At 58.2% G+C, this 24,509-nt stretch carries 19 protein-coding genes and 1 pseudogene; 13 read left to right on the top strand and 7 right to left on the bottom strand.

The genetic code is table 11. The annotated features are described in order from the left end of the window. Positions 1 to 9 precede the first annotated feature (9 nt). The gene (locus tag ES815_RS14430; RefSeq protein ID WP_142488383.1) at positions 10 to 2,784 is read right to left on the bottom strand and encodes an autotransporter outer membrane beta-barrel domain-containing protein; all 2,775 of its coding nucleotides are present in this window, start codon (positions 2,782 to 2,784) and stop codon (positions 10 to 12) included. 529 nt (positions 2,785 to 3,313) lie between these two features. On the opposite strand from ES815_RS14430, the gene hemB reads away from it, so the two are divergent. After that, positions 3,314 to 4,288 (top strand): porphobilinogen synthase, encoded by a 975-nt coding sequence (hemB, locus tag ES815_RS14425; RefSeq protein WP_106992090.1) that lies wholly within the window; start codon positions 3,314 to 3,316, stop codon positions 4,286 to 4,288. A gap of 118 nt (positions 4,289 to 4,406) precedes the next feature. After that, a complete protein-coding gene (locus ES815_RS14420; RefSeq protein WP_142488382.1) occupies positions 4,407 to 6,095 on the top strand; it encodes a lysophospholipid acyltransferase family protein in 1,689 nt (562 codons plus the stop codon). Between the two features lie 468 nt (positions 6,096 to 6,563). On the opposite strand, the gene tauD is transcribed toward ES815_RS14420, so the two are convergent. Genes tauD through tauA form a run of 4 tightly spaced genes read right to left on the bottom strand, consistent with a single transcriptional unit; the run spans position 6,564 to position 9,975 of the window. Beyond that, the gene (gene tauD / locus ES815_RS14415; RefSeq protein WP_142488381.1) at positions 6,564 to 7,415 is read right to left on the bottom strand and encodes a taurine dioxygenase; all 852 of its coding nucleotides are present in this window, start codon (positions 7,413 to 7,415) and stop codon (positions 6,564 to 6,566) included. Then, positions 7,412 to 8,239, bottom strand: a complete 828-nt coding sequence (gene tauC / locus ES815_RS14410; RefSeq protein ID WP_142488380.1) for a taurine ABC transporter permease TauC — start codon at positions 8,237 to 8,239, stop codon at positions 7,412 to 7,414. Before tauC ends, tauD begins: the two co-directional genes overlap by 4 nt. Beyond that, entirely contained in the window at positions 8,236 to 9,003 is a 768-nt protein-coding gene (gene tauB, locus ES815_RS14405; RefSeq protein WP_142488379.1) for a taurine ABC transporter ATP-binding subunit, read from the bottom strand. Before tauB ends, tauC begins: the two co-directional genes overlap by 4 nt. A 9-nt stretch (positions 9,004 to 9,012) precedes the next feature. Further along, positions 9,013 to 9,975 carry a taurine ABC transporter substrate-binding protein gene (tauA, locus tag ES815_RS14400; RefSeq protein WP_142488378.1) on the bottom strand — a complete coding sequence of 321 codons (963 nt, stop codon included), beginning with the start codon at positions 9,973 to 9,975 and terminating at the stop codon, positions 9,013 to 9,015. Between the two features lie 290 nt (positions 9,976 to 10,265). On the opposite strand from tauA, the gene ES815_RS14395 reads away from it, so the two are divergent. The 10 genes and pseudogenes from ES815_RS14395 to ES815_RS14350 all read left to right on the top strand — a co-directional run bounded on the left by ES815_RS14395 (position 10,266) and on the right by ES815_RS14350 (position 20,492). Then, complete coding sequence (locus ES815_RS14395) at positions 10,266 to 10,895, top strand: response regulator transcription factor (RefSeq protein WP_142488377.1); 630 nt, start codon at positions 10,266 to 10,268, stop codon at positions 10,893 to 10,895. Beyond that, positions 10,895 to 12,436: an MASE1 domain-containing protein gene (locus ES815_RS14390; protein WP_142488376.1), complete on the top strand. Its 1,542-nt coding sequence runs from the start codon at positions 10,895 to 10,897 to the stop codon at positions 12,434 to 12,436. Before ES815_RS14395 ends, ES815_RS14390 begins: the two co-directional genes overlap by 1 nt. Positions 12,437 to 12,521: 85 nt before the next feature. Further along, positions 12,522 to 13,823: an MFS transporter family glucose-6-phosphate receptor UhpC gene (gene uhpC / locus ES815_RS14385; protein WP_142488375.1), complete on the top strand. Its 1,302-nt coding sequence runs from the start codon at positions 12,522 to 12,524 to the stop codon at positions 13,821 to 13,823. A 13-nt stretch (positions 13,824 to 13,836) separates the two neighbouring features. Then, positions 13,837 to 14,868: an ABC transporter substrate-binding protein gene (locus ES815_RS14380; protein WP_106992080.1), complete on the top strand. Its 1,032-nt coding sequence runs from the start codon at positions 13,837 to 13,839 to the stop codon at positions 14,866 to 14,868. Between the two features lie 70 nt (positions 14,869 to 14,938). Further along, entirely contained in the window at positions 14,939 to 17,017 is a 2,079-nt protein-coding gene (locus ES815_RS14375) for an ABC transporter permease (protein WP_142488374.1), read from the top strand. A 4-nt stretch (positions 17,018 to 17,021) separates the two neighbouring features. Further along, positions 17,022 to 18,068 carry a ferric ABC transporter ATP-binding protein gene (gene fbpC, locus ES815_RS14370; protein WP_142488373.1) on the top strand — a complete coding sequence of 349 codons (1,047 nt, stop codon included), beginning with the start codon at positions 17,022 to 17,024 and terminating at the stop codon, positions 18,066 to 18,068. Positions 18,069 to 18,466: 398 nt separating this feature from the next. After that, a pseudogene (locus ES815_RS14365) lies at positions 18,467 to 18,920 on the top strand (hypothetical protein). Positions 18,921 to 19,096: 176 nt separating this feature from the next. Continuing rightward, positions 19,097 to 19,660, top strand: coding sequence for a type IV secretion protein Rhs (locus ES815_RS14360; protein ID WP_142488372.1), 564 nt, complete (start codon positions 19,097 to 19,099; stop codon positions 19,658 to 19,660). Further along, positions 19,657 to 19,989, top strand: coding sequence for a putative T6SS immunity periplasmic lipoprotein (locus ES815_RS14355; protein WP_142488371.1), 333 nt, complete (start codon positions 19,657 to 19,659; stop codon positions 19,987 to 19,989). The genes ES815_RS14360 and ES815_RS14355 overlap by 4 nt, the downstream gene beginning before the upstream one ends. Positions 19,990 to 19,991: 2 nt before the next feature. Next, the gene (locus tag ES815_RS14350) at positions 19,992 to 20,492 is read left to right on the top strand and encodes an Hcp family type VI secretion system effector (protein ID WP_142488370.1); all 501 of its coding nucleotides are present in this window, start codon (positions 19,992 to 19,994) and stop codon (positions 20,490 to 20,492) included. A gap of 169 nt (positions 20,493 to 20,661) precedes the next feature. Here the strand turns inward: ES815_RS14350 and mmuM are convergent, their stop codons facing one another. Both mmuM and mmuP read right to left on the bottom strand, forming a co-directional pair. Continuing rightward, entirely contained in the window at positions 20,662 to 21,594 is a 933-nt protein-coding gene (mmuM, locus tag ES815_RS14345; RefSeq protein ID WP_142488369.1) for a homocysteine S-methyltransferase, read from the bottom strand. Beyond that, positions 21,581 to 22,978: an S-methylmethionine permease gene (gene mmuP / locus ES815_RS14340; RefSeq protein WP_142488368.1), complete on the bottom strand. Its 1,398-nt coding sequence runs from the start codon at positions 22,976 to 22,978 to the stop codon at positions 21,581 to 21,583. The genes mmuM and mmuP overlap by 14 nt, the downstream gene beginning before the upstream one ends. Positions 22,979 to 23,398: 420 nt before the next feature. On the opposite strand from mmuP, the gene ES815_RS14335 reads away from it, so the two are divergent. Continuing rightward, entirely contained in the window at positions 23,399 to 24,508 is a 1,110-nt protein-coding gene (locus tag ES815_RS14335) for an AI-2E family transporter (RefSeq protein WP_142488367.1), read from the top strand. Position 24,509: the final 1 nt, after the last annotated feature.

The following is a 24,509-nucleotide window of genomic DNA, read 5'->3' as shown; positions in this document are numbered from 1 at the left end:
TCAGGCGTGTTACCAGGTGTATTTCACACCGAGGTTGGCGCCCCAGTTTTGATCAACATCACCACCACCGAGGTAAGTGGCATCAGTGTAAGCACTGAAGTTTTTGGTGAAGCTAAACTGCGTACCCAGTCCCACACGCACCGCGGAACCTTTCACACCGTTATCGATGTTGTCGCCGTTAACTTTGGCATCTTCACCGGCATCGTCGTAGACGTACGCCAGTTTGAAGAACGGCGTCAGCGCCTGATCGTCGCCGTAACCGAAGGTGTAACCCGCGTCGAAACCGGCTTCATAACGCATGCTGTCGTAGGACTGGCTGCCCACGCGCAGATCGTTGCTCAGACGATAATCGTCGCCAGACTGGAACAGGCCGGAGATGGCGGCATACGGGGTGAGGTAACCGGCATCGTTCGGTTTCCAGTCGTAGCCCAGCTTCAGCCCGAAGCCCCAGGCGTCGGTGGTGGTGTTGCCATCGACGTACTCGCCATTGCTCATGTTGGCAGAGAGATCGTTATTGAAGCGCGAGTAGCTCAGGGAGCTGTCGATGAAGACATCGTTAGCAAAGCGCGCGGCGGAGTACAGCATCGCGGTCTGGCTGTCCTGATCCACCTGGCCGCTGCGATCGTTCATATCGCCTTTGGCAAAGCCCGCTGCCGCACCGAAGATCCAGTCGGCGTTGTTGCCATCAATATGGGTATCAAGACCCACCATGATGCCGCTGACGTCCTGATCGTAGTGAATAGTGCCGTTATCGCCGTCGAAATTGCCGCCGAAGACGTTCACCCATGCGCCACCCTTGTCGGCCAGGCCGTGACGGCTGTTGGTCAGACGGTTAGCCAGGGCATCCTGTTGCAGATGCCAGATGTTGGTGTTGGCAGACGGAATGCTCAGCGCCATGTTGGCATAATCGGTCAGGCGCTCCTGATGCAGCACCACGGTGTCGCCCTGCTGCTGAGCCTGGTAAGTATAAGCCCCGAGATCCGCTTTGTTGGCCGCGGTGAAGCTGGCCTGCGTATCCGCATTGTTATCGTAAATGCGGACAATCTCTTTGTTTTTGTAGTCGGCAACGGAGCCGGCACCGGTCGCGTTATCCAGACGGACTTTATAGTTACCGGACACTTCACCGTTCACCGCCAGGTGACCATCCGAGTTGAGGGCGATTGTCCCGTAATCGTACTCTGCCTGGTGGATATCGTTGGTGACGTAGCGGGCGTTGTTCAGATCGGAATTGAACACGTAGTCGCGACTGGCAACGTTCAGCACGCCGCCGTCGGTCAGCACCAGTTTATGGGTGTCGACCTGGCCCAGACCCAGCGCCAGCTCTGCACGGTTATCCACGGTGATGGTGTTGGCATACAGCTCTGCCGTCTCCTGAGTCAGGGTGGCGAGACTTGAACTGTCGAGATACAGGCTGTCGGTTGCCACTTCACCGGAATCGCCGATGTTCATGGTCGACGCGTTGGTCAGGGTGATGCTGTCAGCCAGCAGGCCGGAGCTTTCGACATTAACCTGCGAACGGTTGTTAACGGTCAGAGCATCAATGTTGGATTGCTTACGGGTATCCCATTCGGAACCGTTATCCAGGGTGACGTTGAACAGACCGCTCTGATAAACCTGATTGCCCACCAGATGACCGTTGCTGTTGAAGGTCGATTCAGGCCAGATGCTGTTTGCTGCCAGGGTACGCCAGTCGACGCTGCTGTAGCCCAGACCATACATCTGAGAAGGCCCGATCGCCTCTACGCTGGAGACGGCGGCACCGACCCACTTGCTGCCGTTGGTGAGGGTCAGATCCAGCTTGTCGGTACCGTCCCAGCCGTTGGTGGTCGGGTTATAAACGCCGTCAGCAGTGGTATCGGTAGCCGGATCGCCATTCGGATAGAAGTTGTTGTCGAAGGTGTTGGTGAACAGCACATCGCCGGTCAGGGTGGAGTGATCGAAGTTTGCCGTGGTGCGCATGGCGTTATCCGCGCGGCTGGCCGACACGATCAGCGCCGCATCGTCCGACGCCGTAGCGTTATTTTCGCCGTAATCGCTTGGTTTTGCCGACTGACCATAGAAGCCGCTGGTGCCCAGATCGCTATAAGCGCCAGAGGTCACAACGGAATCTTTCACCTGGAGGGTGTTGGTGAAGACGTGGCTGTTGTCTTCAATACCGGTGTCAGCATCGTACGGTGTGTTGTCAAGCTGGTGATAGCCCTGAGTCAGGGTGATACCGGCGATGCGGGAGTTGTTCTGGATAACGATGTCAGATTCCACGTCAAGGGTAATGGCGTTGCCCAGCGCGTGAGTATCCCAGTATTGAGTGGTGGTTGTAGAGCCGTTCACCACATCGTAAGCGTAATGCTCATAGGTGTCGTTGATGGTGGTATTGTCCACCGTCAGCGCAAAACGATCGTACTGCTGATGGGTAGTGCCGTCGGCATTCAGACCGCCCGCACATTCGGTGGTCATACACTCAGAGGTGATCATCCCGTTGATCGTGCTGTCAGAGATGTTCAGTGAATTTGCACGACCGCCCACGCCATCATCCAGGTAATACGTTGAGATAACGCCGTTTACGGTGGATTTGTTGATGACAGGATAGATATCGCTGTCGTGCGTTGCGCTGGAGTCATTCCAGTCGGAATATCCATTAAACCAGGCTGACGTCGCGGTATTATCATAACCAAAGGTGTTGTAAGTGCTACCAGAAATATCTTTTGCATTGGCCTGAGAAGCGATAGCCAGCGTGCAGGCTAATGCAAGTTGAGATACAACAAGTTTCTTTTTCCATGTTTGCATTGGGTCATCCCTCCTCAGGGACGTAAGCAAGTTTGTCCGTAAATACAGTGCAAATATATTGCGAGGAGAATTATGCAGCCTTAAAACAAAATGGTTCAATGAATCCGACAATTAAGTCCGAAAACAGACAGAATAATATAAATACTTTTTAAAATATAAAAAATATTAAAAATAACCATATATTTCAATGTATTATATTTATTCGAAAGGAAATTTATAAAAGGTGAAAGATCATTGTAAGTTATAAAATAAAAGCAAATGAGACATAAAATAAATACGTAACGCTGAGAACCGTAAAAAAGAATCTGGCCTGGTTAGGATATTACCTGGGCAGGATATATTTTTTGAACCAACTTTATCCTGCATAGAAAGAGCGTAAACTTATTTCGGGTAATAAATTGAAAAAGCAGGAAATAATGGCTGGCCATCCCACCCCACATTCTGCGAGCTAAACGACAACTTTAGTAAAACAGCCGACGGCCATTTCGGGTACACTGTCCCTCTTTGATTCACACTCGTCAGGCATATCATGAACGATTTAATTGCTCGTCCCCGTCGTCTGCGCAAATCCCCTGCTCTGCGCGCGCTTTTTGAAGAGACAACACTGACCTTAAACGATCTGGTGTTGCCGATTTTTGTTGAAGAAGAGATTGATGACTACAAAGCCATCGAGGCCATGCCGGGCGTCATGCGTATTCCGGAGAAACACCTGGCACGCGAAATTGAGCGTATCGCCAACGCTGGCATCCGGTCGATCATGACCTTCGGCATCTCCCATCATACCGACGCCACCGGCAGCGATGCCTGGAAAGAGGACGGTCTGGTGGCGCGCATGTCGCGCATCGCCAAAGAGACGGTGCCAGAGATGATCGTCATGTCCGACACCTGCTTCTGCGAATACACCTCCCACGGCCACTGCGGCGTGCTGTGCGATCATGGCGTGGATAACGACGCGACCCTGCTCAACCTGGGCAAACAGGCCGTCGTGGCCGCCGCCGCAGGCGCTGACTTTATCGCCCCGTCTGCCGCTATGGACGGCCAGGTGCAGGCCATTCGCCAGGCGCTGGACGCCGCGGGCTTCACCGATACCGCGATCATGTCCTACTCCACCAAGTTCGCCTCCTCCTTCTACGGTCCGTTCCGTGAAGCGGCAGGCACCGCGCTGAAAGGCGATCGCAAAACCTATCAGATGAACCCGCTGAACCGCCGCGAAGCGATCCGCGAATCGCTGCTCGACGAAGCCCAGGGCGCCGACTGCCTGATGGTGAAACCGGCAGGTGCCTACCTCGACATCCTGCGCGATATCCGCGAACGCACCGATCTGCCGCTGGGCGCCTATCAGGTGAGCGGTGAGTACGCGATGATCAAATTCGCCGCGCAGGCGGGGGCGATCGACGAAGAGAAAGTGATCCTCGAAAGCCTGGGGGCGATCAAACGCGCGGGCGCGGATCTGATCTTCAGCTACTTCGCGCTGGATCTGGCCGAGAAGAAAATTCTGCGTTAATCGGCAGCGCCGGGCGGCGGCTTCGCCTTACCCGGCCTGTGACAAACCTTCACCACACTGCAATACAACCGACATCTGGCGCTTCTACTGTCTGAGCAGGACAGCAGGAGGTGCCACCATGTTTAGTCTCGACAGCGTTCTCGATGACCTTTGGCCGCAGGCGAGGCCTGCACCCTGGCAAAAAAGGCTGTTAAAGAAGTTATTCCACGAAGAGGAGTTCCGGCAGTTTGCCGCCGACCATCGCCACCTGAAAGGGCTGGATATGGTGGAACAGGTTCTGGACCATCTCGATATCCTCTGTACCCTTCCGGCTCACGACCTCGAACAAATCCCCGCTCACGGCCCGCTGATTGTTATGGCTAACCACCCTACCGGTACGCTGGATGGACTGGCGCTGCTGTATGCCGTCTCCCGGGTGCGCCGCGATGTCAAAGTTGTCACCAACCGCATGCTGACGCATCTGGAGCCGCTGAGCTCGCTGTTTATTCCGGTGGACAACATGGGCGGACGGACGGCGAAATCGTCATTCACCCTGATGGAGCAGCACCTGCAAAACGCCGGAGTGCTGATTTTCTTCCCAGCGGGGGAAGTATCCCGCCCGACGCGCACCGGGATCCGCGATAAAAAGTGGCACCCCGGCTTTATTAAGCTGGCGGGAAAATTCCGCGCGCCGCTGCTGCCGGTGAGTATCCAGGCCCGCAACAGCCTGCTGTTCTATGCCAGCACCCTGCTCTCCCCGAACCTGTCGATGCTGCTGCTGATGCAGCAGATGTTTCGCCGTCGCCACAGCCGCCTGCCGGTGAAAATCGGTCAGCAGATCGGCTGGAGCCACTGGTTCAGCCCCACGCTCTCCCCGCGGGAAATGGCCGAACGGTGCCGCCAGCACGTGCTGCGTCTCGGCAAAGGGCTACCGGGAGTGTTCAAAACCGAGTCCGCCATAGCCCGTGCGGAAGACCGGGCCACCCTGAAGCGAGAGCTGGCGCAGGCGGAGTGTCTGGGCACCACCGCCGATGGCAAAACCATTTACCTGTGGCAGCGCAACGGCCAGGAAGATGTCCCGATCCTGCGTGAGCTGGGGCGGCTTCGGGAGATCGCCTTTCGCGCGGTAGGAGAAGGCAGCGGCAAGCGCCGGGACACCGACAGCTACGACGATGACTATCTGCACCTGATTTTGTGGGATAACGAGGATCTGGAGATCGTCGGCGCATACCGTTTTATCCCGACGGCGATGCGGGAGCCGGAGGCGCTCTACAGCTACAGCCTGTTCCACTACGATGACAAAATGCAGGACATCCTCGAGCATGGGATTGAACTGGGGCGCAGCTTTATTCAGCCGCGCTACTGGGGACGGCGCGGGCTGGACTACCTGTGGTCCGGGATTGGCGCTTATCTGGCGCGCTATCCGCACTACCGCTACCTGTTCGGCCCGGTGTCGATCTCCGGTGGATTACCGCCCGCGGCGCGGGATCTGCTGGTGGCCTTCTACCGGCTGTGGTTCCCGGCTAGCCATCCGCTGGCCGCCTCGCGACGTCCTTATCCCGCCTCGCTACCCGAGGTGCTGGCGCAGTTTAGCGGCGAGGATTACGTGGAGGATCTGACCCGGCTGAAATCATTGCTCGGCAATCTGGGATGCGGCATCCCGCCGCTGTACAAGCAGTACTCCGAGCTGTGCGAGCCCGGCGGCGTGCAGTTTATCGATTTTGGCAGCGATCCGGCGTTCAACAACTGCGTGGACGGACTGGTGCTGGTGGATCTCTGTTATCTGAAAGCCAACCGCTATCAGCGTTATATCGAAGCGCATCTGTAACGCCCTGTGGCGGCTACGCCTTACCGGGCCTACGGGAATCATGGTGCGCATTTGTCACGCCCGGTGGCGCTACGCTTACCGGGCCTACGGGAATCATGGTGCGCATTTGTCACGCCCGGTGGCGGCTACGCCTTACCGGGCCTACGGGAATCACGGCGCACATTTGTCACGCCCGGTGGCGCTACGCTTACCGGGCCTACGGGAATCACGGTGCGCATTTGTCACGCCCGGTGGCGGCTACGCCTTACCGGGCCTACGGGAATCACGGCGCACATTTGTCACGCCCGGTGGCGCTACGCTACCGGGTCTACGGGAATCACGGCGCACATTTGTCACGCCCGGTGGCGCTACGCTTACCGGGCCTACGGGAATCACGGTGCGCATTTGTCACGCCCGGTGGCGCTACGCTTACCGGGCCTACGGGAGCGGGTGTTGTAGGCCGGGTAAGGCCTAGCCGCCACCCGGCAATCAGCCCGCACGGAAGAAAGGTTTATCCCCCAATATCGTCGCCCGCTGCATAATCCGCCGCTGCGGCAGGTAATCGGCATTAGCGTAATGCTGCGTCACCCGGTTATCCCAGATCGCCAGATCGTTCTCCTGCCAACGCCAGCGCACCTGGAACTCCGGCTTCGTGATATGGGCAAACAGGAACGTGAGCAGCGCCTCGCTCTCTTTCTCGCTCAGATCCACAATCCGCGTGGTGAACCCTTCGTTGACGAACAGCGCCTGCTTGCCGCTGACCGGATGGGTACGCACCACCGGGTGCAGCAGCGGAGGGTGTTTGGCGACCGCCTCCTGCCAGCGCTGATGCTCCTCTTCCGTTTTACGGTACTTGTACTCCTGGAAGGATTTTTTGAAATCATGCTCCGCCCGCAGGCCGCTCAGCAGCTGGCGGAACGGCGCGGATAAGGCCTCAAAGGCCGCAATCCCGCTGGCCCACAGGGTATCTCCCCCGCTCTCCGGGAGCTGTTTGGCCGCGAGGATCGCCCCGGCGGGCGGGGTCTCAATAAAGGTGACATCGGTGTGCCAGTTGTCATTGTCCGGCGGGTTATCGTTGTGGGTATCCAGGACGATGATCTCCTCCACCCCCTCGGCGTGCGGATAGACCGGGTGAATATGCAGATCGCCAAAACGGAGCGCCAGAGCGCGCTGCTGCTGCGGGGTGATCGCCTGCTCGCGCAGGAATACCACCTGATGGCGCAGCACCGCGTGATAGAGCTGCTCAAACTGGTTATCGCTTAATGGCCGGGTCACATCCAGGCCGGAAATCTGCGCGCCAATGTACGGCCCCAGCGGGGTAATGGTCAGACGTTCACTCATTGTCTCTCTCCATGCCAGGGCGTCAGGCGGCGCTGTAACGCGCGCAGCCCCAGTTCTAATCCGAAGGCGATCACGGCGATCACCGCGATCCCTGCCAGTACCACGTCCGTCGCCAGGAACTCCCCCGCCGACTGGACCATAAAGCCTAACCCGCGCGTGGCGGCGATCAGTTCTGCTGCCACCAGCGTCGACCAGCCTACCCCGAGCCCGATACGCAACCCGGTCAGGATCTCCGGCAGCGCGCCGGGTAAAATCACAAACCACAGCACCTGCGCCCGGCTGGCACCCAGCGACTGCGCGGCGCGGATCCGCACCTGCTGGGCGCTTTTGACTCCCGCCACCGCCGACATCGCCACCGGGGCGAAAATCGCCAGGTAGATCAGCAGGATCTTCGAGGTCTCGCCGATGCCAAACCAGATCACCATCAGCGGCAGATACGCCAGCGGCGGCACCGGACGATAAAGCTCAATCAGCGGATCGAGGATCCCGCGCACCGTCGGGCTTAAGCCCATCGCAATACCCACCGGGATACCGAGGATCACCGCCGCCAGCAAGGCCACCAGAATGCGTCCCAGGCTGGCCGCCAGATGCTGCCACAGGGTGGCATCCATAAATCCTTGCGGACCGGCGATAGTGAACAGTTTCACCAGCACCTGGCCCGGCGGCGGCAGGAACAGCGGGCTGACCCACTGCTGCGCCGCCACGGCCCACCACACGGCCAGCAGCACCAGCAGGGTGCTGACGCTGAGCGTCAACTGGCGGGAGAAGGGCCAGTGCAGGGTCAGGCGTTTACGCGCCGTTTTGTCATTCACCACAATGCTCATGAGAAGGCCTCCCGCTGTTCAAACACGCGGCTCAGCACGTATTCGCGCTGGGCAATAAAATCGGGGTCGGACTTGATGCTGCGCACCGGCTCGCCTGCGACAAAGCGGTGGGCAAAGTTGAGCGGCAGGCGCTCCAGCACCCGGCCCGGCCCCGGCGACAGCAGCACCAGTTCGGTAGCCATAAACACCGCTTCTTCGATGTCATGGGTGATGAGCAGTACCTGCTTGCCGGTCTCATGCCACAGACGCAGCAGCAGGGTTTGCATCTGCTCGCGGGTAAAGGCATCCAGCGCCCCGAACGGCTCATCCAGCAGCAACAGCTGTGGATTGGCCGCCAGCGCCCGGGCGATGCCGACGCGCTGACGCTGGCCGCCGGAGAGCTGCCAGATATAGCGCTTCTCCGCCCCCTCCAGCCCCACTTTTTTCAGCATCTCCCGGGCGATGGTCAGTCGTTCTTCCCGCGAGGTGCCCGCCAGCTGCAGCCCAAAAGCGACGTTCTCCTGTACGTTACGCCACGGCAGCAGCCCTTCGTTCTGGAAGACCACGCCGCGCTCGGCGCCTGGACCCTCCACCTTTTTACCTGCCAGTTGGATGGTGCCGTGCTGCCAGGGTACAAACCCGGCGATCAGATTCAGCAGCGTGGTCTTCCCGCAGCCGGACGGGCCGAGCACCACCAGCAGCTCGCCGCTATCCAGCGTCAGGTTGATATCCTCCAGCGCAGGCTTGCCAGCGTAATCTGCGTGCAGATTTGTAATATTCAGCATACGGCCCCCTTACTTCACAAAGCGGTCGGTCACGTACTGGCTGTAGTCAGCCGCCACCGCGGGTACTTTGCCCTGCTCTTTCAGGAAGCCTGCGGTATCCACAATCGCTTTATTCACCGGTCCCGCCAGCTGCTGCAACTGCTGGGCAGGCGTCAGGTAGGTATTGCCCTTCACCAGTCCCGGCACGTCGGCTTCCGGCACGCCGCTCAGGCGGGCAAGTTTCTCGAGGTTGGCTGGCTGCTTCAGCCACTCATCCGGGTTGGCAATGTAGGGCTGCTGGGCGTCGATGGCGCTTTTCGCGAAGGCTTTCACGATCTCCGGGTGCTTCTCGGCAAAGTCTTTGCGCACCACCCAGACGTCGAGGGTTGGCGAGCCCCACTGGCCCACCTGGGCGGAGTCGGTCAGCACGCTGCCGTCTTTCTCCAGTTCGTTTACCGCAGGCGACCAGACATAGGCCCCGTCAATATCGCCCCGCTGCCAGGCGGCGATAATTGCCGGGGGTTGCAGGTTGATAATTTCCACCTGCCCCGGCTTGATGTTCCAGTGTTTCAGGGCCGCGAGCAGACTGTAGTGAGTGGTAGAGATAAACGGCACCGCGATGCGTTTGCCGATCAGATCTTCGGGCTTAGTGATGTTTTTCTTCACCACCAGCGCTTCGGAATTGCCGAGCTGCGAAGCCAGCAGGAAGACTTCGATCGGCACCTGCTGACTGGCGGCTACCGCCAGCGGGCTGGAGCCGAGGTTGCCAATCTGCACATCGCCGGAGGCCAGCGCCCGCACGATGCTGGCGCCGCTGTCGAACTTGCGCCAGTCCACTTTGGCACCGCTCGCTTTTTCGAAAGTGTTATCCGCCTGCGCCACTTTTGCCGGCTCAGCGGAGGTTTGATACGCGATGGTGACGTCCACCGCCTGCGCCTGAACGGCCCACAGCGCCAGTGCGCCAAATAAGGTAAAACGCGATGAAATTGCCATAATGTCTGCTCCCTTGGTTGTTATGGAGGCAGTATTTCCGGCGGCGGAATTTTGATAAAGGAATTAAAAAGCATCGTTAATGCCGAATCGTTTTTAGAAAAAAAGCGGCAATAGATAGTGAATTTTGTGCGGTCAGCATTGCCCGGCGGCGCTGCGCTTGTCGGGCCTACAAAATCGCCACCCGGCATTTATTGCATTTTTGTTACATGGGTTACATAACCGCAGCCGCACAATTGCCAGCCCGACGCGGACAGGCATCATAGAGACACTATTCCCCAAAGGTATCTGAGATGATCAAAGTGGTGCTGGTGGACGATCACGTGGTGGTGCGTTCCGGGTTTGCCCAGCTGTTAAATCTGGAAGACGATCTGGTTGTCGAAGGCCAGTACAGCAGCGCCGCCGAGGCCTGGCCCGCGCTCACCCGCGATGCCGTCGACGTGGCGGTGCTCGACGTCGCCATGCCCGATGAAAACGGCCTGAGCCTGCTCAAACGCCTGCGCCAGCAGCGCCCGGGGTTTCGCGCGATAATCCTCAGCATCTACGATACGCCTGCCTTTGTGCAGAGCGCTCTGGACGCCGGGGCCAGCGGCTATCTCACCAAACGCTGCGGCCCGGAGGAGCTGGTGCAGGCCGTGCGTTCCGTCGGGATGGGCGGCCATTATCTCTGTGCCGATGCGGTTAAAGCCCTGCGTGGCGGCGAACCGGTGTCCCAGGCGCTGGCGGTGTTAACCCCGCGCGAGAAAGAGGTCTTCGAGCTGCTGGTTCAGGGGGAAAGCGTGAAGGAGATCGCCTTCAGGCTCGAGCTTAGCCATAAAACCGTCCACGTGCATCGCGCCAACGTGCTGGGCAAACTGCAGTGCAACAGCACCATCGAACTGGTGCATTTTGCCCTCGACCACCAGCTGCTGACCGGCCACTGATGCGGCGCTCCCTGCGGCACATCATCCTCTCGCTGTTTATTATGCTGGCCTGGGGCACCGGCTGGCTGATGCTGTGGACGCTCAGTTTTTACCTCACCCGCAACGGGCAGCAGGCGGCGCTGTTTTTGCCCCAGGGCGTCTATCTGGCGCTGCTGATCGTGCTCTCGCGCCGCTTCTGGCCGGCGTTGATCCTCCCCCCGCTGGCCGCCATGCTCTGGCTGCACGGCGAACAGCTTTTGACCCATTACCTGATGCTGGTCGTGCCGCTGGTAGGCACCGTCTGCGCGTGGCTGGCGCAACGCTACTGGCACCGCTTTCCTCTTTACTGGCAGCGCCTGTCGCTGCTGATCGCCGCGGTGACCCTCAACGCTCTGCTTCAGACCCTGATCCTGGCGCCCTTTCTCGACAGCCCGACCACCCTGCTGGCGCTGGCCTCCTTTACCGGCGGGGTGCTGCTGACCCCGTTCGTCTATCTGGTATTTGAGTTTTTACGCCAGCAGCACCGCTATCACCTGCTGGGGCTCGATACCAGCAACCCGCCCCTGCGCACCTCGCTGATCATCTGGTGCAGCCTGTTTTTTATCATCGGCATCGGCACCCAGATGGTGCTCTCTCCGGCCCTGGAGCGGCTGCTGCTGATCGTGGTGTTCCTGCCCAACGTGGTGATGGCGTGGAAGTTCGGCTGGCAGGGCGGCGTGCTCTCCGGGCTGCTGGGCAGCATGATGATCACTATCGCCCGTCAAGTCGGGGTGGGGTTCAGCGACCTGCTGGAGCTGGAGATTTTCCTCGCCACCCAGTCGCTGCTGGGGATTGGGCTGGGGATCGCCATCAGCCGCCAGCAGCATCTGGCGATGAACCTCGATCACTACCGCCGTCGGCTGGAGGCTGAACTTCAGGCCCGCCGCGCGCTGGCAGAAAAGCTGATCCACACCGAAGAAGATACCCGCAAGCACCTGGCCCGGGAGCTGCACGACGAAATCGGGCAGAACATCACCGCCATTCAGATCCAGTCCCAGCTGGTGAAGCGGGCGGGCGATACCCCGCAGGCGTTAGAAGCCGCCGGGCAGATCAACGAGCTGGCGCGGCGCATCCATCACTCCACCCGCCAGCTGCTGCGTCAGCTGCGCCCCCCGGTGCTGGATGAACTCTCCTTAAACGAGGCTCTGCACCACCTGGTGAACGAGTTCGCCTTTGCCGAGCGCGGGATCGAGTGTCGGTTTGATTACCGGCTCACCGCCCCGCCGCAGAGTGAAACCCTGATCTTTACTCTCTATCGCCTGCTGCAGGAGCTGCTGAATAACGTCAGCAAACACGCCAATGCCAGCGAGGTCAGCGTCCTGCTCTGCGAGCACGGTAGCCAGCTGCGCCTGGAGGTGCGTGATAACGGCAGCGGCATCAGCCCGCAGCAGATCCCCGGTTTTGGTATTCAGGGGATGCGCGAGCGCGTGCATGCCCTGGGCGGAGAGTTAACCCTCGAGTCGCAGGGCGGCACGCGCGTAATTGTTAACCTGCCCACAGTTTTGCAACAAACACACCGCTAACCAGGAAAAAGTCTTAGCCACGCCAGACTTTCTCTCATCCCTTTTTCGTCGCGCTTTCATACAGTCATTGCAAACGGAGAACGCCATGCCCGCACTGTCCGCTGAACAGGTTACTCAACGCTACCGCCGGCTGCGCCCGCGACTGCTGATCTGCATGGTGATTGGTTACGCCGCGTTCTACCTGACGCGCAAAAGCCTCAACTACGTCCTGCCGGCATTGCAGATGGATCTGGGGCTGAGCAAAAGCGACATCGGCCTGATCGGGTCGCTGTTTTACCTCAGCTATGGCCTGTCGAAATTTGCCGCCGGACTGTGGCACGACAGTAAGGGCCAGCGGGCGTTTATGGGCATCGGCCTGATGGCGACCGGAGTGTTGAACGTGCTGTTCGCCTTCGGGGATTCTCTGCCCATGCTGCTGTTTATCTGGACGCTGAACGGCTTCTTTCAGGGATGGGGATGGCCGCCCTGCGCCAGATTGCTTACCCACTGGTATTCGCGCAACGAGCGCGGCTTCTGGTGGGGATGCTGGAACACCTCTATCAATATCGGCGGAGCCATTATTCCGCTGATCTGTGCCTTCGCCGCCCATCGTTGGGGCTGGCAGGCAGCGATGCTGACACCGGGGATCATCAGTATCGTGCTCGGCCTGTGGCTGACCACACAACTGCGGGGCACACCGCAGGAAGAGGGTCTCCCGACGGTCGGGGAGTGGCGCAACGATCCGCTGGAGCTGCGCCAGGAACAACAGAGCCCGCCGATGGGGCTGTGGCAGATGTTACGCACCACCATGCTGCAAAACCCGATGATCTGGCTGCTCGGGGCGTCCTATGTGCTGGTCTATCTGATCCGCATCGCCCTCAACGACTGGGGCAACATCTGGCTGGCGGAGAGCCACGGGGTCAACCTGCTGAGCGCCAACGCCACGGTGATGCTGTTTGAGGTCGGCGGCCTGCTCGGGGCGCTGTTTGCCGGATGGGGGTCGGATCTTCTGTTCAGCGGCCAGCGGGCGCCGATGATTTTGCTGTTTACGCTGGGGCTGATGGTATCGGTCGCCGCCCTGTGGCTGGCCCCGGTTCACCACTACGCCCTGCTGGCAATGTGCTTTTTTACGGTGGGATTTTTTGTCTTTGGTCCGCAGATGCTCATCGGCCTTGCCGCCGTGGAGTGCGGGCACAAGCAGGCGGCGGGCTCAATTACCGGTTTTCTCGGCGTGTTTGCCTATCTGGGGGCGGCGCTGGCCGGATGGCCGCTGTCACAGGTTATTGAACGCTACGGCTGGTCGGGGATGTTCAGTTTGCTCTCGATTGCCGCGGTGCTGATGGGTTTACTCCTGATGCCCCTGCTGATGGCGGGCATCACCGCTTCTCGCAGTCACATAACGTCATAACAAGGGCTGAATAATGAAAACAACGCTTCTCTCTACCCTCATTGCTTCCGGGATCGCGCTGGCTACCTTAACCGGTGCCGCACAGGCCAAAGGCCGTCTGGTGGTCTACTGCAGCGCCACCAACGAAATGTGTGAGGCCGAAACCAAGGCGTTTGGCGATAAGTACGACGTCAAAACCTCGTTTATCCGCAACGGCTCCGGCAGCACCCTGGCGAAGGTGGATGCCGAGAAGAAAAACCCGCAGGCCGACGTCTGGTACGGCGGCACCCTGGATCCGCAGTCCCAGGCCGGTGAGATGGGGCTGCTGCAGCCGTACAAATCCGCCAACCTCGAGCAGATCATGGAGAAATTCCGCGATCCGGCGAAGGTGAAAGGCAACCTCTCCTCGGCGGTCTACGTGGGTATTCTGGGCTTTGGCGTCAACACCCAGCGCCTGAAAGAGAAGAACCTGCCGGTACCGCAGTGCTGGAAAGATCTGACCAAACCTGAATATAAAGGCGAGATCCAGATTGCCGATCCGCAAAGCTCCGGCACCGCCTACACCGCGCTGGCGACCTTCGTCCAGCTGTGGGGGGAAGATCAGGCCTTCGACTACCTGAAGCAGCTCAACGGCAACGTCTCCCAGTACACCAAATCCGGTATTGCCCCGGCGCGTAACGCCGCGCGCGGTGAAACCGCCATCGGCATCGGCTTCCTGCACGATTATTCGCTGGAAAAAGAGCAAGGCGCCCCGCTGGAGCTGATCTCTCCGTGCGAAGGCACCGGGTATGAAATCGGCGGGGTCAGCATCCTGAAGGGCGCGCGTAACGAAGAGAACGCGAAGCTGTTCGTGGACTGGGTGCTGTCGAAAGAGGCCCAGGAGCTGGCGTGGAAGCAGGGCAAGTCCTATCAGATCCTGACCAACACCACCGCAGAGACCTCCCCGAACTCGCTGAAGCTGGATGACCTGAAGCTGATCAGCTACGACATGGACAAGTACGGCTCAACGGACGTGCGCAAAGCGCTGATCAACAAGTGGGTCAGCGACGTGAAGATGGGTAAATAAGCCCACTCCTGCGAACATTTGCCGGGTGGCGGCGTAAACGCCTTACCCGGCCTACAACACCGGAATACCTATGTCACAGACACTCGCTCTTCATCCCGTGAAAAAACGGGATGCGGTCTTCCTTTGGGTTTTCGTTGGCTGGCTGGCCTTTGTCCTGCTGCCAAGCTGGAGCCTGGATTATGGCCTGCTGGAATCCACAAGCGACGAGATCCTCGATGCCTACAGCTGGTCGCACTTCAATATCAGCTGGCTGTGGTATCTGCTCCCCACGCTGCTGTTGGTACGCCCGTTTAGCGAGGCGAAGCGCGAACAGCGCAGCCGCCACTACCTCGACGCCGGCTGGGCGCTGCTGTGTATGGCGTTTATCGTCATCAGCGCCACGATTGAAGGGCGTGGTTTAGGCTACGCCACCATCGTGCTGTTTGTGGCGCTGGGGGCGATCATGACCCTGGCCCTGACCCGCCTGGAGTGGCTGGGCGGCGACCGCTTTGTGATTGGCTCGCTGATCGCCATCGTCGCGCTGATCGGCATCTTTATCGTCTGGCCGAGCATCGCCATCTTTATTCCGATGTTCACCAACGACGCGGGCAAGTTCGCCCCGCTGGCGTTTATGAACGTGCTGTCGCAGTCGCACATCATTCAGGTGATCGTTAACTCGATCCTGCTCTCCATAGCGGTAGGGATCGGCTGCACCTTCTTCGGCCTGGTGCTGGCGATCTACACCACCCGCATCGCGAAGCGCAGCGCCATCATTGGCCGCATCTTCTCGATCCTGCCGATCGTCACTCCGCCGTTCGTGGTGGGTCTGGGCGTGACGCTGATGATGGGGCGCTCCGGCTACGTTACCGAGCTGATGGTCGACTGGTTTGGCCTGACCAACACCAACTGGCTGTACGGCTTTACCGGCATCTGGCTGGCGCAGGTGCTGGCCTTCACCCCGATGGCGTTTATGATCCTCGACGGGGCGATCAAGACCATTCATCCGTCGCTGGAAGAGGCATCATACACCCTGCGCGCCAGCCGCTGGCAGACCTTTAACGGCGTCTTTGTCCCGCTGCTGAAGCCGGCGCTGGCGAACGCCTTCCTGATCGTCATCGTGCAGTCGCTGGCCGACTTCAGTAACCCGCTGGTGCTCGGCGGTAACTTCGACGTGCTGGCGACGCAGATCTACTTCTACATCACCGGCTCGCAGCTCGATTACCAGGCCGCCAGCACCCTCGGGGCGTTCCTGCTGCTGTTCTCGCTGCTGGTGTTCTGCATCCAGTACATGTGGATCGGCAAACGCTCCTACGTGACCGTCTCCGGCAAGTCCTATCGTGGTGACGTCCAGCCGCTGCCGGTGACCCTGGTGTGGGGCGTCGTCGCCCTGCTGACGGTGTGGATCGCTTTTAACGCCCTGCTCTACGGCAGCATTTTCTACGGCAGCTTTACCGTCAACTGGGGGGTGGATTACACCCTGACGCTGGATAACTTTATCAAGCTGTTCGGCCAGGGGATGAGCGACGGGGCATGGCCTTCGCTGCTGGATACCCTGCTCTACGCCGGGATCGCCGCGCCGATCACCGCCGCCTTCGGGTTGCTGATCGCCTGGATCGTGGTGCGCCAGCAGTTTAAAGGCAAAAAGACCATCGAGTTCACCACCATGCTGTGCTTCGCCGTACCGGGTACCGTGGCGGGCGTCTCCTACATCCTCGCCTTTAACAGCGCCCCGGTGTACCTCACCGGCACCGCTGCCATCGTCATTATCTCAATGGTGATGCGTAACGTGCCGGTGGGCATTCGCGCCGGGATTGCGGGCTTAGGCCAGATCGACAAGTCGCTGGATGAGGCCTCGCTGAGCCTGCGTGCCGGGTCGCTGCGCACCATTACGCACATCCTGCTGCCGCTGCTGCGCCCGGCCATTCTGTCGGCGCTGATCTACAGCTTTGTGCGGGCCATTACCACCGTCAGCGCCATTGTGTTCCTCGTCACGCCGGATACCCGCGTGGCTACGGCCTACATTCTGAACCGCGTGGAAGACGGCGAATACGGCGTGGCGATTGCCTACGGCTCGATCCTGATTGTGGTCATGCTGGCGATCATTTTCCTCTTTGACTGGCTGATCGGTGAGGCACGTATCTCCCGCTCCAAAGCCAAAAACCAGGCGTAACACTATGACTCAGAAACATTTCGTTGAACTGCGTAACGTGACCAAGCGCTTTGGCGCGAATACGGTGATTGAAAACATCAACCTGGCGATCCCGCAGGGGCAGATGGTGACCCTGCTCGGCCCGTCGGGCTGCGGTAAAACCACGGTGCTGCGTCTGGTGGCCGGGCTGGAGAAACCCACCGACGGGCAGATCTTTATCGACGGCGAGGACGTGACCCACAGCTCCATTCAGCAGCGTGATATCTGCATGGTATTCCAGTCCTACGCCCTCTTCCCGCACATGTCGCTCGGCGAGAACGTCGGCTACGGCCTGAAGATGCTCGGCGTATCGCGCGCCGAGATCAAAACCCGCGTGAAAGAGGCGCTGGCGATGGTGGATCTGGAGGGCTTCGACGATCGCTATGTGGATCAGATCTCCGGCGGCCAGCAGCAGCGCGTGGCCCTGGCCCGGGCGCTTATCCTCAAACCGAAAGTGCTGCTGTTTGATGAGCCGCTGAGTAACCTCGACGCCAACCTGCGCCGCAGCATGCGCGACAAGATCCGCGAGCTGCAAAAGCAGTTCAACATCACCTCGCTGTACGTGACCCACGATCAGAGCGAGGCCTTTGCGGTCTCGGATACCGTGCTGGTGATGAATAAGGGCAATATCATGCAGATTGGCTCGCCACAGGATCTCTATCGCCAGCCGGCGTCGCGCTTTATGGCGAGCTTTATGGGCGATGCCAACCTGTTCCCGGCCAGCTTCAGCCACGAGTCCGTGGCGATCCACGGCTACCGCCTGCCGCGCCCGCTGCACTTTGCCGCGCAAGGTACGGGCACCGTCGGCGTGCGCCCGGAGGCGATCACCCTGAGCCAGCACGGCGAAGAGAGCCAGCGCTGCGTGATCCGCCACGTCGCCTATATGGGGCCGCAGTACGAAGTGATTGTGGAGTGGCACGGGCAGGAGATTTTGTTGCAGGTCAACGCCACACGATTGCAGCCTGACGTCGGGGAGACGTATTACCTGGAGATCCACCCGTACGGGATGTTTGTGTTAGCAGAGGTGGCCTGATAGATGCCCGGCGGCGCTGCGCTTGCACGGGCCTACAAAACCCAAAAATGTAGGCCGGGGTAAGGCGCAGCCGCCACCCGGCATAACCACCCCACCTTAATTTCTTGTTTTGCGAGGCCGCTTCCGGGAATGCCCCTTGTTGCAACAGGGATATCACAGTATCGTTTTCCCACGCCTGCAAAATCAGGCGTCGGGATTAGCCTCCTGGACTTCATACTGGCGACATGTGTTTAATATGTCGTGCGTACGGTTACACCTCAATGGTGGGCCGGACGGGGGCATCGTAAGATGCGCCGGTTTCCAGTATGGCCGGTAAGGCTAACTCCGTTCGGCGCCACCACCCGCGAGATTAGCCTCTCCGGTGGTGGTTCAAACACTACATACTGGAGGATGCCTTTATGGCGACGACCCTAACCCACGCTCATGCGTTATTAACCCTGCCCTTCAATCACAGCACCGCCTTTACTGAGCTGGCGGACAACTGCGAGCGCTTTATGGATGCGCTGCTGGAGTGCGATATTCCCGCAGAAAAATTCGCCCTTTACGGACGACTTGCGGCCTGTCTGTCGCTGCTGCAACCCACGCTGCTCGAGCCGGTTCCGGAGGCGCTATAAAGAAAGCCTGACGGTAGACGATTTCCCGACCCGTCTTCCTGTGTTTGAGCCCGAGGCCGATCAACTGGGGCGCTATTGCCAGGTACTGACCCAGCAGCTAATCGGTGGCTCACTCACTCCGGACGCGGAAAGAGTCATCCAGGATCTGCTGGGAGAACTGGTCAGCTTCTACGCCGATACGCTTAAGATGCCGCGCTGGCTCAGAACAGATGAAGGGGTGATTGAACTGCTGGCGTAAGCAGAGGTGCGGTCTGATGCCCGGCGGCGCTGCGCTTGCCGGGCCTACGGTTCATCCTACCAGTTTCACTTAAAGCCTTTTAATTTTAAGGGCTTTTCTGTAAACCATGCTTCCTCTCTCCCGTTGCATGCTGTACGATTAACATACAAAACCAACAGCAATTAGAGGGATACTAAATGCCAGTTGATGAAAGTATAAAACCCACATCAGGAACACCCATTATACCCGGTGGAGTCAGACAACTGACGATAGGTGAAATTGCATTAGCCAGGACTTTGTTTGGTGGAAGTCTGATCTATAGCCGCATTTGGGTACATCGTGAAGGTTATTTACCATTCAACCTGCAACCTGTAGATGTTGCAATGGCTCCTGACGGCGAATTATGGTTTAGAGAGGGAACCTATTCACCAGATTTTTCTTTAGAAAGAGAGCTGCAGAAGAAACATAGATTTATGCATGAAATGGTTCATGCATGGCAAGCACAAAAGGGAATGTTTGTCAGAACCAGAGGGTTATTCTCTCGCTTCGCTGATTATAGTTACAGGTTAGATAAAGCTAACTTCCTCCATTATGGGCTAGAACAACAAGCATCAATTGCCAGCGATTATTGGCTACTTCTTACATATGGGTTTAATAGCGATACGTTATATTTAACAGAATATAGAGATTATCATCCGAATGTATCCACTCATGAATTAATTAGAAAATACAAATCAGTTTTGAAAGGATTCCCGGGATGAAGAAATTATTCACATTATCTTTCATTCTTATCCTTACGGGTTGCCCTGGTGGAGGAAAACCAGCACCTATGCATCGTAGTGTGTTTATGCAAGATAATACCATCTGCTTTACTATAAATAAGAATGATATTCTGGAACGCTATAGCATTTACTATTGGCCTGATAAAAAATACACGGTTGTAAAAGCCAATGATAAAATTTCATTATCATACCCTGATACATGCGTGAGCGTTAAATTACCAAAGGGATATAACTATAATATTGCATATAGTTTAAATGGAATCAGTTATTCTGATTCGTTCTTTATAGACAACGATGGAAACCGCTAATTATGTCACTGCCAGCTTATTTATTTCTGTATGATGAAAATGGAATGCATATTCCCGGGGATTGCATGGCTTCAGGCCGTGAGGGTGCAATAGAAGTTATGAACAGTAGTTACGGTGTAAGGCAGCCAGTAGATAGTAATACAGGAAATATGACAGGATGTAGACAACATAGCCCTGTAGTAATTCATAAGCAACTTGATAAAATCAGCCCTTTCTTTGCTATCGCTGTGTGTGAGCAAAAGAGATTACAAAAAGCGGTTCTTAAATATTATGAAATCGTAGAAGCAGGAATAGAGGTTGAGATTTATAATATTAAGCTAGAGAGTGTTGTAGTTTCTTCTGTGGATTTCACGCATGTTTATTATCCTGGTAGTTCTACCCCAAACATGCATGAAGTAGTGGGGCTAAGATTCCGAGGTATTGAATGGAATTATGTAAGAGGAAATATTAAATATGATGATACATGGATGAAGCCAGCAAAACAGAATGAGACGCAAAAATAAAATAAATGGGGCAATCGTAAAGCCAGTCAGTGGCTTAAATGACTGGCTCTACAAATTTGGTTGCCGTTTTCGTATTTGTTGCCTCTCCCCCAGTGAACAGAGGGAGCCGCCCGAGAAATGAATTTTTAACGGAAGTCCCTCAACCGAAACCGATCGTGCGGCACTATCCTCAGCGCTGAGCAGTAATCTCCGCAATATCCTTCGGCGTTGTGCGGCAGCACCCGCCGATCAGCTTCGCGCCTGCCGCTAACCACTGCGGCAGATACCCCGCCAGCGTTTCGCAGGCTTCGCCGTGGTGATGCCAGGTTTTGCTCACCGCATCGTAATGCTCGCCCGAGTTCGGGTAGACCACCAGCGGCAGCGCGGTCAGGCTCTGCAGATGTTGCAGCACGGCAGTGGTGTTCTCCAGCGCGATACAGTTAATGCCCAGGGCAACAATCTGTGGATAGTTCGCCAGCACCGACACCACCTCGCGCAGCGGGGTGCCGTCGCTCAGGTGCTCGCTGTCGCGCAGGGTGAACGAGAACCACGCCCGGGCACGCGGGTATGCCGTCAGCAGCTCCGCCAGCGCCTTCATCTCAGCAAACGACGGCAGGGTTTCGCAGGCCAGCAGGTCGGCTCCGGCATCCAGCAGCGCTTCCACCCGCGGGCGGTGAAACGCCTGAAACACCTCAGCACTACGCACGTAGTCGCCGCGGTATTCCGACCCGTCGGCCAGATAAGCCCCATAAGGCCCGACCGAGCCCGCGACCAGCAGCGCGCCGGCCTGCGGATTTTCCGCCAGGTACGCCTCCCGCGCCTTGCGGGCCAGCTCGACGCTTTTACCGATCAGCGTCCGGGACTGCGCCTCGTCCAGCCCGCGGGCGGCAAAGCCGTCCGGGGTGGCCTGATAGCTGGCGGTGATCGCCACCTGCGCTCCGGCGCGGAAGTAGTCGAGATGCACGTCGCGGATCAGCTCCGGGTTTTCCATTAACACTTTGGCCGACCACAGGCTGTCGGCCAGGTTACAGCCACGCGCTTCCAGTTCCGTTGCCATCGCCCCGTCCAGCACCACAAACGGCTGGGTCTCAAGGAGGGCGGTAAGCGGATTATTCTGCGACATGTTCAGGCTCCTGGGATTTCAGATTTTGAGTAAGGTAGTACGCGCCATAGCACAGCGCCACAAACGGCAGCCCACAGTAAAGGGCAATGCGCTGGCTCGAGTCAAAGGCCAGACCGACGCAGGCCACCAGGCACAGAATAAAGCCCAGCACCGGCACCAGCGGATACCAGGGCGCGCGGTAGTGTAAGTCGCCGAGCGGTTTACCGGCCTGCAAATGACGGCGGCGGAAGACAAAGTGCGAGGCGCAGATGCTGATCCACACCGCCACCACCGCAAAGCCCGAGATGGCCGACAGGGCGACAAACACCGTGTCCGGGGCCACTACGCTGGAAAAGAGCGCCAGCACGCCGCCGAGCATCGACACCGACAGCGCCGTCAGCGGCACGCCGTTTTTGTTAACCCGGGCAAAGCAGCGCGGCAGGGTTTTCTCGTTCGACAGCGACCACAGCATGCGCCCGGAGGCATACAGCCCGGAGTTGGCCGCCGAGAGGATCGCCGTCAGGATCACGAAGTTAACGATATCCGCGGCATACGGAATGCCGACCTTCTCAAACACCAGCACGAACGGACTTTTTTCCACCCCGGCCTGCTGCATCGGGATCAGCGCCGCCAGCACGAAGACGGTGCCGATAAAGAAGATGATCAGACGGGCAATGGTGGTGCGGATGGCGACAGGGATCACCTTGTGCGGATTTTCGGTTTCACCCGCTGCAATGCCGATCAGCTCGGTGCCGGAGAAGGCAAAGTTAACCGCCACCATGGTCATCAGGATCGGCAGCCCGCCGTGCGGGAACCAGCCTTCAGCGGTGATGTTGCTCAGCCCCGGCGCGGGAGAACCGTCCTGCATCGGGATAAAGCCAAAGATCGCCGCCCCGCCGAGGATAATAAAGGCGATGATGGTGATGACTTTCACCAGCGAGAACCAGAACTCGCCTTCAGCAAAGAAGCGGGTCGAGATAACGTTGAGGGCGAAAATCACCGCGCAGAAGACCACACACCAGACCCAGACCGGCACCTGTGGGAACCAGTACTGCATGCAGAATCCGGCAGCGGTAAAGCTCGATCCCAGCGCCACCGTCCAGGTGAGCCAGTAGAGCCACGCCACGGTGTAGCCGGTCGCCGGGCCGAGATAGCGCGCGGCATAGACGTGAAAGGCGCCGGTCTCCGGCATCGCCACGGAGAGTTCGCCGAGGCACTGCATCACCAGCCAGACCACCAGCGCGCCAATCAGATAGGCCAGCAGCGTCCCCGCCGCCCCGGTGGTGGAAATAATGTATCCCGTATTAAAAAACAGCCCGGTACCAATCACGCCGCCGAGGGAGAGCATGATCAGATGGCGGGTCTTCATGGTGCGCTGTAGCTGCCCGTTTTGTTGTGTTTGCATATCACCTTCTATACGTATGGACATCTAAACATCCAAAGAAGGTGTTTTTATACCGCGATTGTTAACAAATTGCTAGCCATGCACCAGACGAAGACGCGCGCGGCGGGCGCTCAGCCGGGGCCGCACCGTATAAATAACGTAAAGATAGGGTCGCCATGCCATAGGACACCTCCTGCAAGCCGGTACTTACAGCATGCACCGCGCCGGTCATCCCGTCGGTCAGGCGAAAGTGGTATCTGTTTTTTACACGCTAAACTGGCGGGCGTTGCGGCCTGTCGCCCGGCGGCGCTGCGCTTGCGCGGGCCTACCAATCCACGTAGGCCGGGTAAGGCGCAGCCGCCACCCGGCGTCATATCGCAATATGTTAAATTACGCAAAACACTCTATAGTCGTAGTGTTTCATTAATAAAGGATGAGCTAATGCGATTTAACGGACTGACCAAAGGGTTTTTCATTCTTATACTCCTGCTCGTCACCTGGGCGTTTTTTGATGTCCTGTCGCCCTACTTCTCGGCGATCCTGTGGGCCGCGATCCTGGCGGTGATTTTTTACCCGGTCAAAAATACGCTGCGTATCAAAATGGGCGATCGCAACGGGCTGGCGTCGCTGTTGAGCGTGCTGCTTATCTGCCTGATCGTCTTTATCCCGTTGATGGTGATCTTTTCCTCGTTAGCCTTTGAACTCAATATCGTCTACACGCGCCTGCAGCAGAACGACACCCAGTTTTCCGGGGTGTTCGCGAGCCTGTTCTCTCACCTGCCCGGCTGGCTGCGCGCGCTGATGATCGAGCATGACCTGGATACCGCCTCGCAGATCCAGCAGAAGCTCTCTGACGCGGCATTAAGAGGCGGGCAATACCTCGCCGGAAGTGCGTTCCTGATCGGTAAAGGCACCTTTGGCTTCGCCATCAGCTTTGGCGTGATGGTCTATCTGCTGTTTTTCTTGCTGAAAGATGGCCCCTGGCTGGTGCGCCAGATCCTCGACAGCCTGCCGCTGTCGAATTTCGCCAAACACCACCTGTTTGCCAAGTTCGCCGGGGTCGCCAGAGCGACGGTGAAGGGCACAGCCGTGGTGGCCATTGTCCAGGGGGTGCTGGGCGGGCTCGCCTTCTGGTTCGTCGGTATTAACGGCAGCATCTTGTGGGGCGCGCTGATAGCGTTCCTGTCGCTGATCCCGGCGGTCGGCTCGGCCATCGTCTGGGTACCGGCGGCCATATTCCTCTTCGCCACCCATCAGCTGTGGCAGGGCCTGTTTATCGTCGGGTTCTTTGTGCTGGTGGTGGGCCTGGTGGATAACCTCCTGCGTCCGTTGCTGGTGGGGAAAGACACCAAAATGCCCGACTACCTCATCCTCATCACCACCCTCGGCGGGATGGAGATTTACGGTATCAACGGCTTTGTGATTGGTCCGCTCATCGCCGCGCTGTTTATCGCCTGCTGGAACCTGCTCTCGGGTCGCGATCATGCCGGTAATGCCGAAGAGATTGACGACGCGATTATCGAAGAAGGGAAAAATTCCCCTGATTTATGAA

The sequence above is a fragment of the Leclercia adecarboxylata genome (genome assembly GCF_006874705.1).
Classification (GTDB): domain Bacteria; phylum Pseudomonadota; class Gammaproteobacteria; order Enterobacterales; family Enterobacteriaceae; genus Enterobacter; species Enterobacter adecarboxylatus_C.
Note: the sequence above shows the minus strand (reverse complement) of the source record. Positions and strands in the feature narration are given on the sequence as shown.

What these genes read in the sequence shown, in the direction of transcription:
- uhpC (WP_142488375.1), top strand. Translation starts at nt 12,522, where the DNA reads ATGCCCGCACTGTCCGCTGAACAGGTTACTCAACGCTACCGCCGGCTG.
- ES815_RS14390 (WP_142488376.1), top strand. Translation starts at nt 10,895, where the DNA reads ATGCGGCGCTCCCTGCGGCACATCATCCTCTCGCTGTTTATTATGCTG.
- fbpC (WP_142488373.1), top strand. Translation starts at nt 17,022, where the DNA reads ATGACTCAGAAACATTTCGTTGAACTGCGTAACGTGACCAAGCGCTTT.
- hemB (WP_106992090.1), top strand. Translation starts at nt 3,314, where the DNA reads ATGAACGATTTAATTGCTCGTCCCCGTCGTCTGCGCAAATCCCCTGCT.
- ES815_RS14375 (WP_142488374.1), top strand. Translation starts at nt 14,939, where the DNA reads ATGTCACAGACACTCGCTCTTCATCCCGTGAAAAAACGGGATGCGGTC.
- ES815_RS14360 (WP_142488372.1), top strand. Translation starts at nt 19,097, where the DNA reads ATGCCAGTTGATGAAAGTATAAAACCCACATCAGGAACACCCATTATA.
- ES815_RS14430 (WP_142488383.1), bottom strand. Translation starts at nt 2,784, where the DNA reads ATGCAAACATGGAAAAAGAAACTTGTTGTATCTCAACTTGCATTAGCC.
- tauB (WP_142488379.1), bottom strand. Translation starts at nt 9,003, where the DNA reads ATGCTGAATATTACAAATCTGCACGCAGATTACGCTGGCAAGCCTGCG.
- mmuM (WP_142488369.1), bottom strand. Translation starts at nt 21,594, where the DNA reads ATGTCGCAGAATAATCCGCTTACCGCCCTCCTTGAGACCCAGCCGTTT.
- tauA (WP_142488378.1), bottom strand. Translation starts at nt 9,975, where the DNA reads ATGGCAATTTCATCGCGTTTTACCTTATTTGGCGCACTGGCGCTGTGG.
- ES815_RS14355 (WP_142488371.1), top strand. Translation starts at nt 19,657, where the DNA reads ATGAAGAAATTATTCACATTATCTTTCATTCTTATCCTTACGGGTTGC.
- tauC (WP_142488380.1), bottom strand. Translation starts at nt 8,239, where the DNA reads ATGAGCATTGTGGTGAATGACAAAACGGCGCGTAAACGCCTGACCCTG.
- mmuP (WP_142488368.1), bottom strand. Translation starts at nt 22,978, where the DNA reads ATGCAAACACAACAAAACGGGCAGCTACAGCGCACCATGAAGACCCGC.
- ES815_RS14380 (WP_106992080.1), top strand. Translation starts at nt 13,837, where the DNA reads ATGAAAACAACGCTTCTCTCTACCCTCATTGCTTCCGGGATCGCGCTG.
- ES815_RS14350 (WP_142488370.1), top strand. Translation starts at nt 19,992, where the DNA reads ATGTCACTGCCAGCTTATTTATTTCTGTATGATGAAAATGGAATGCAT.
- ES815_RS14395 (WP_142488377.1), top strand. Translation starts at nt 10,266, where the DNA reads ATGATCAAAGTGGTGCTGGTGGACGATCACGTGGTGGTGCGTTCCGGG.
- ES815_RS14420 (WP_142488382.1), top strand. Translation starts at nt 4,407, where the DNA reads ATGTTTAGTCTCGACAGCGTTCTCGATGACCTTTGGCCGCAGGCGAGG.
- ES815_RS14335 (WP_142488367.1), top strand. Translation starts at nt 23,399, where the DNA reads ATGCGATTTAACGGACTGACCAAAGGGTTTTTCATTCTTATACTCCTG.
- tauD (WP_142488381.1), bottom strand. Translation starts at nt 7,415, where the DNA reads ATGAGTGAACGTCTGACCATTACCCCGCTGGGGCCGTACATTGGCGCG.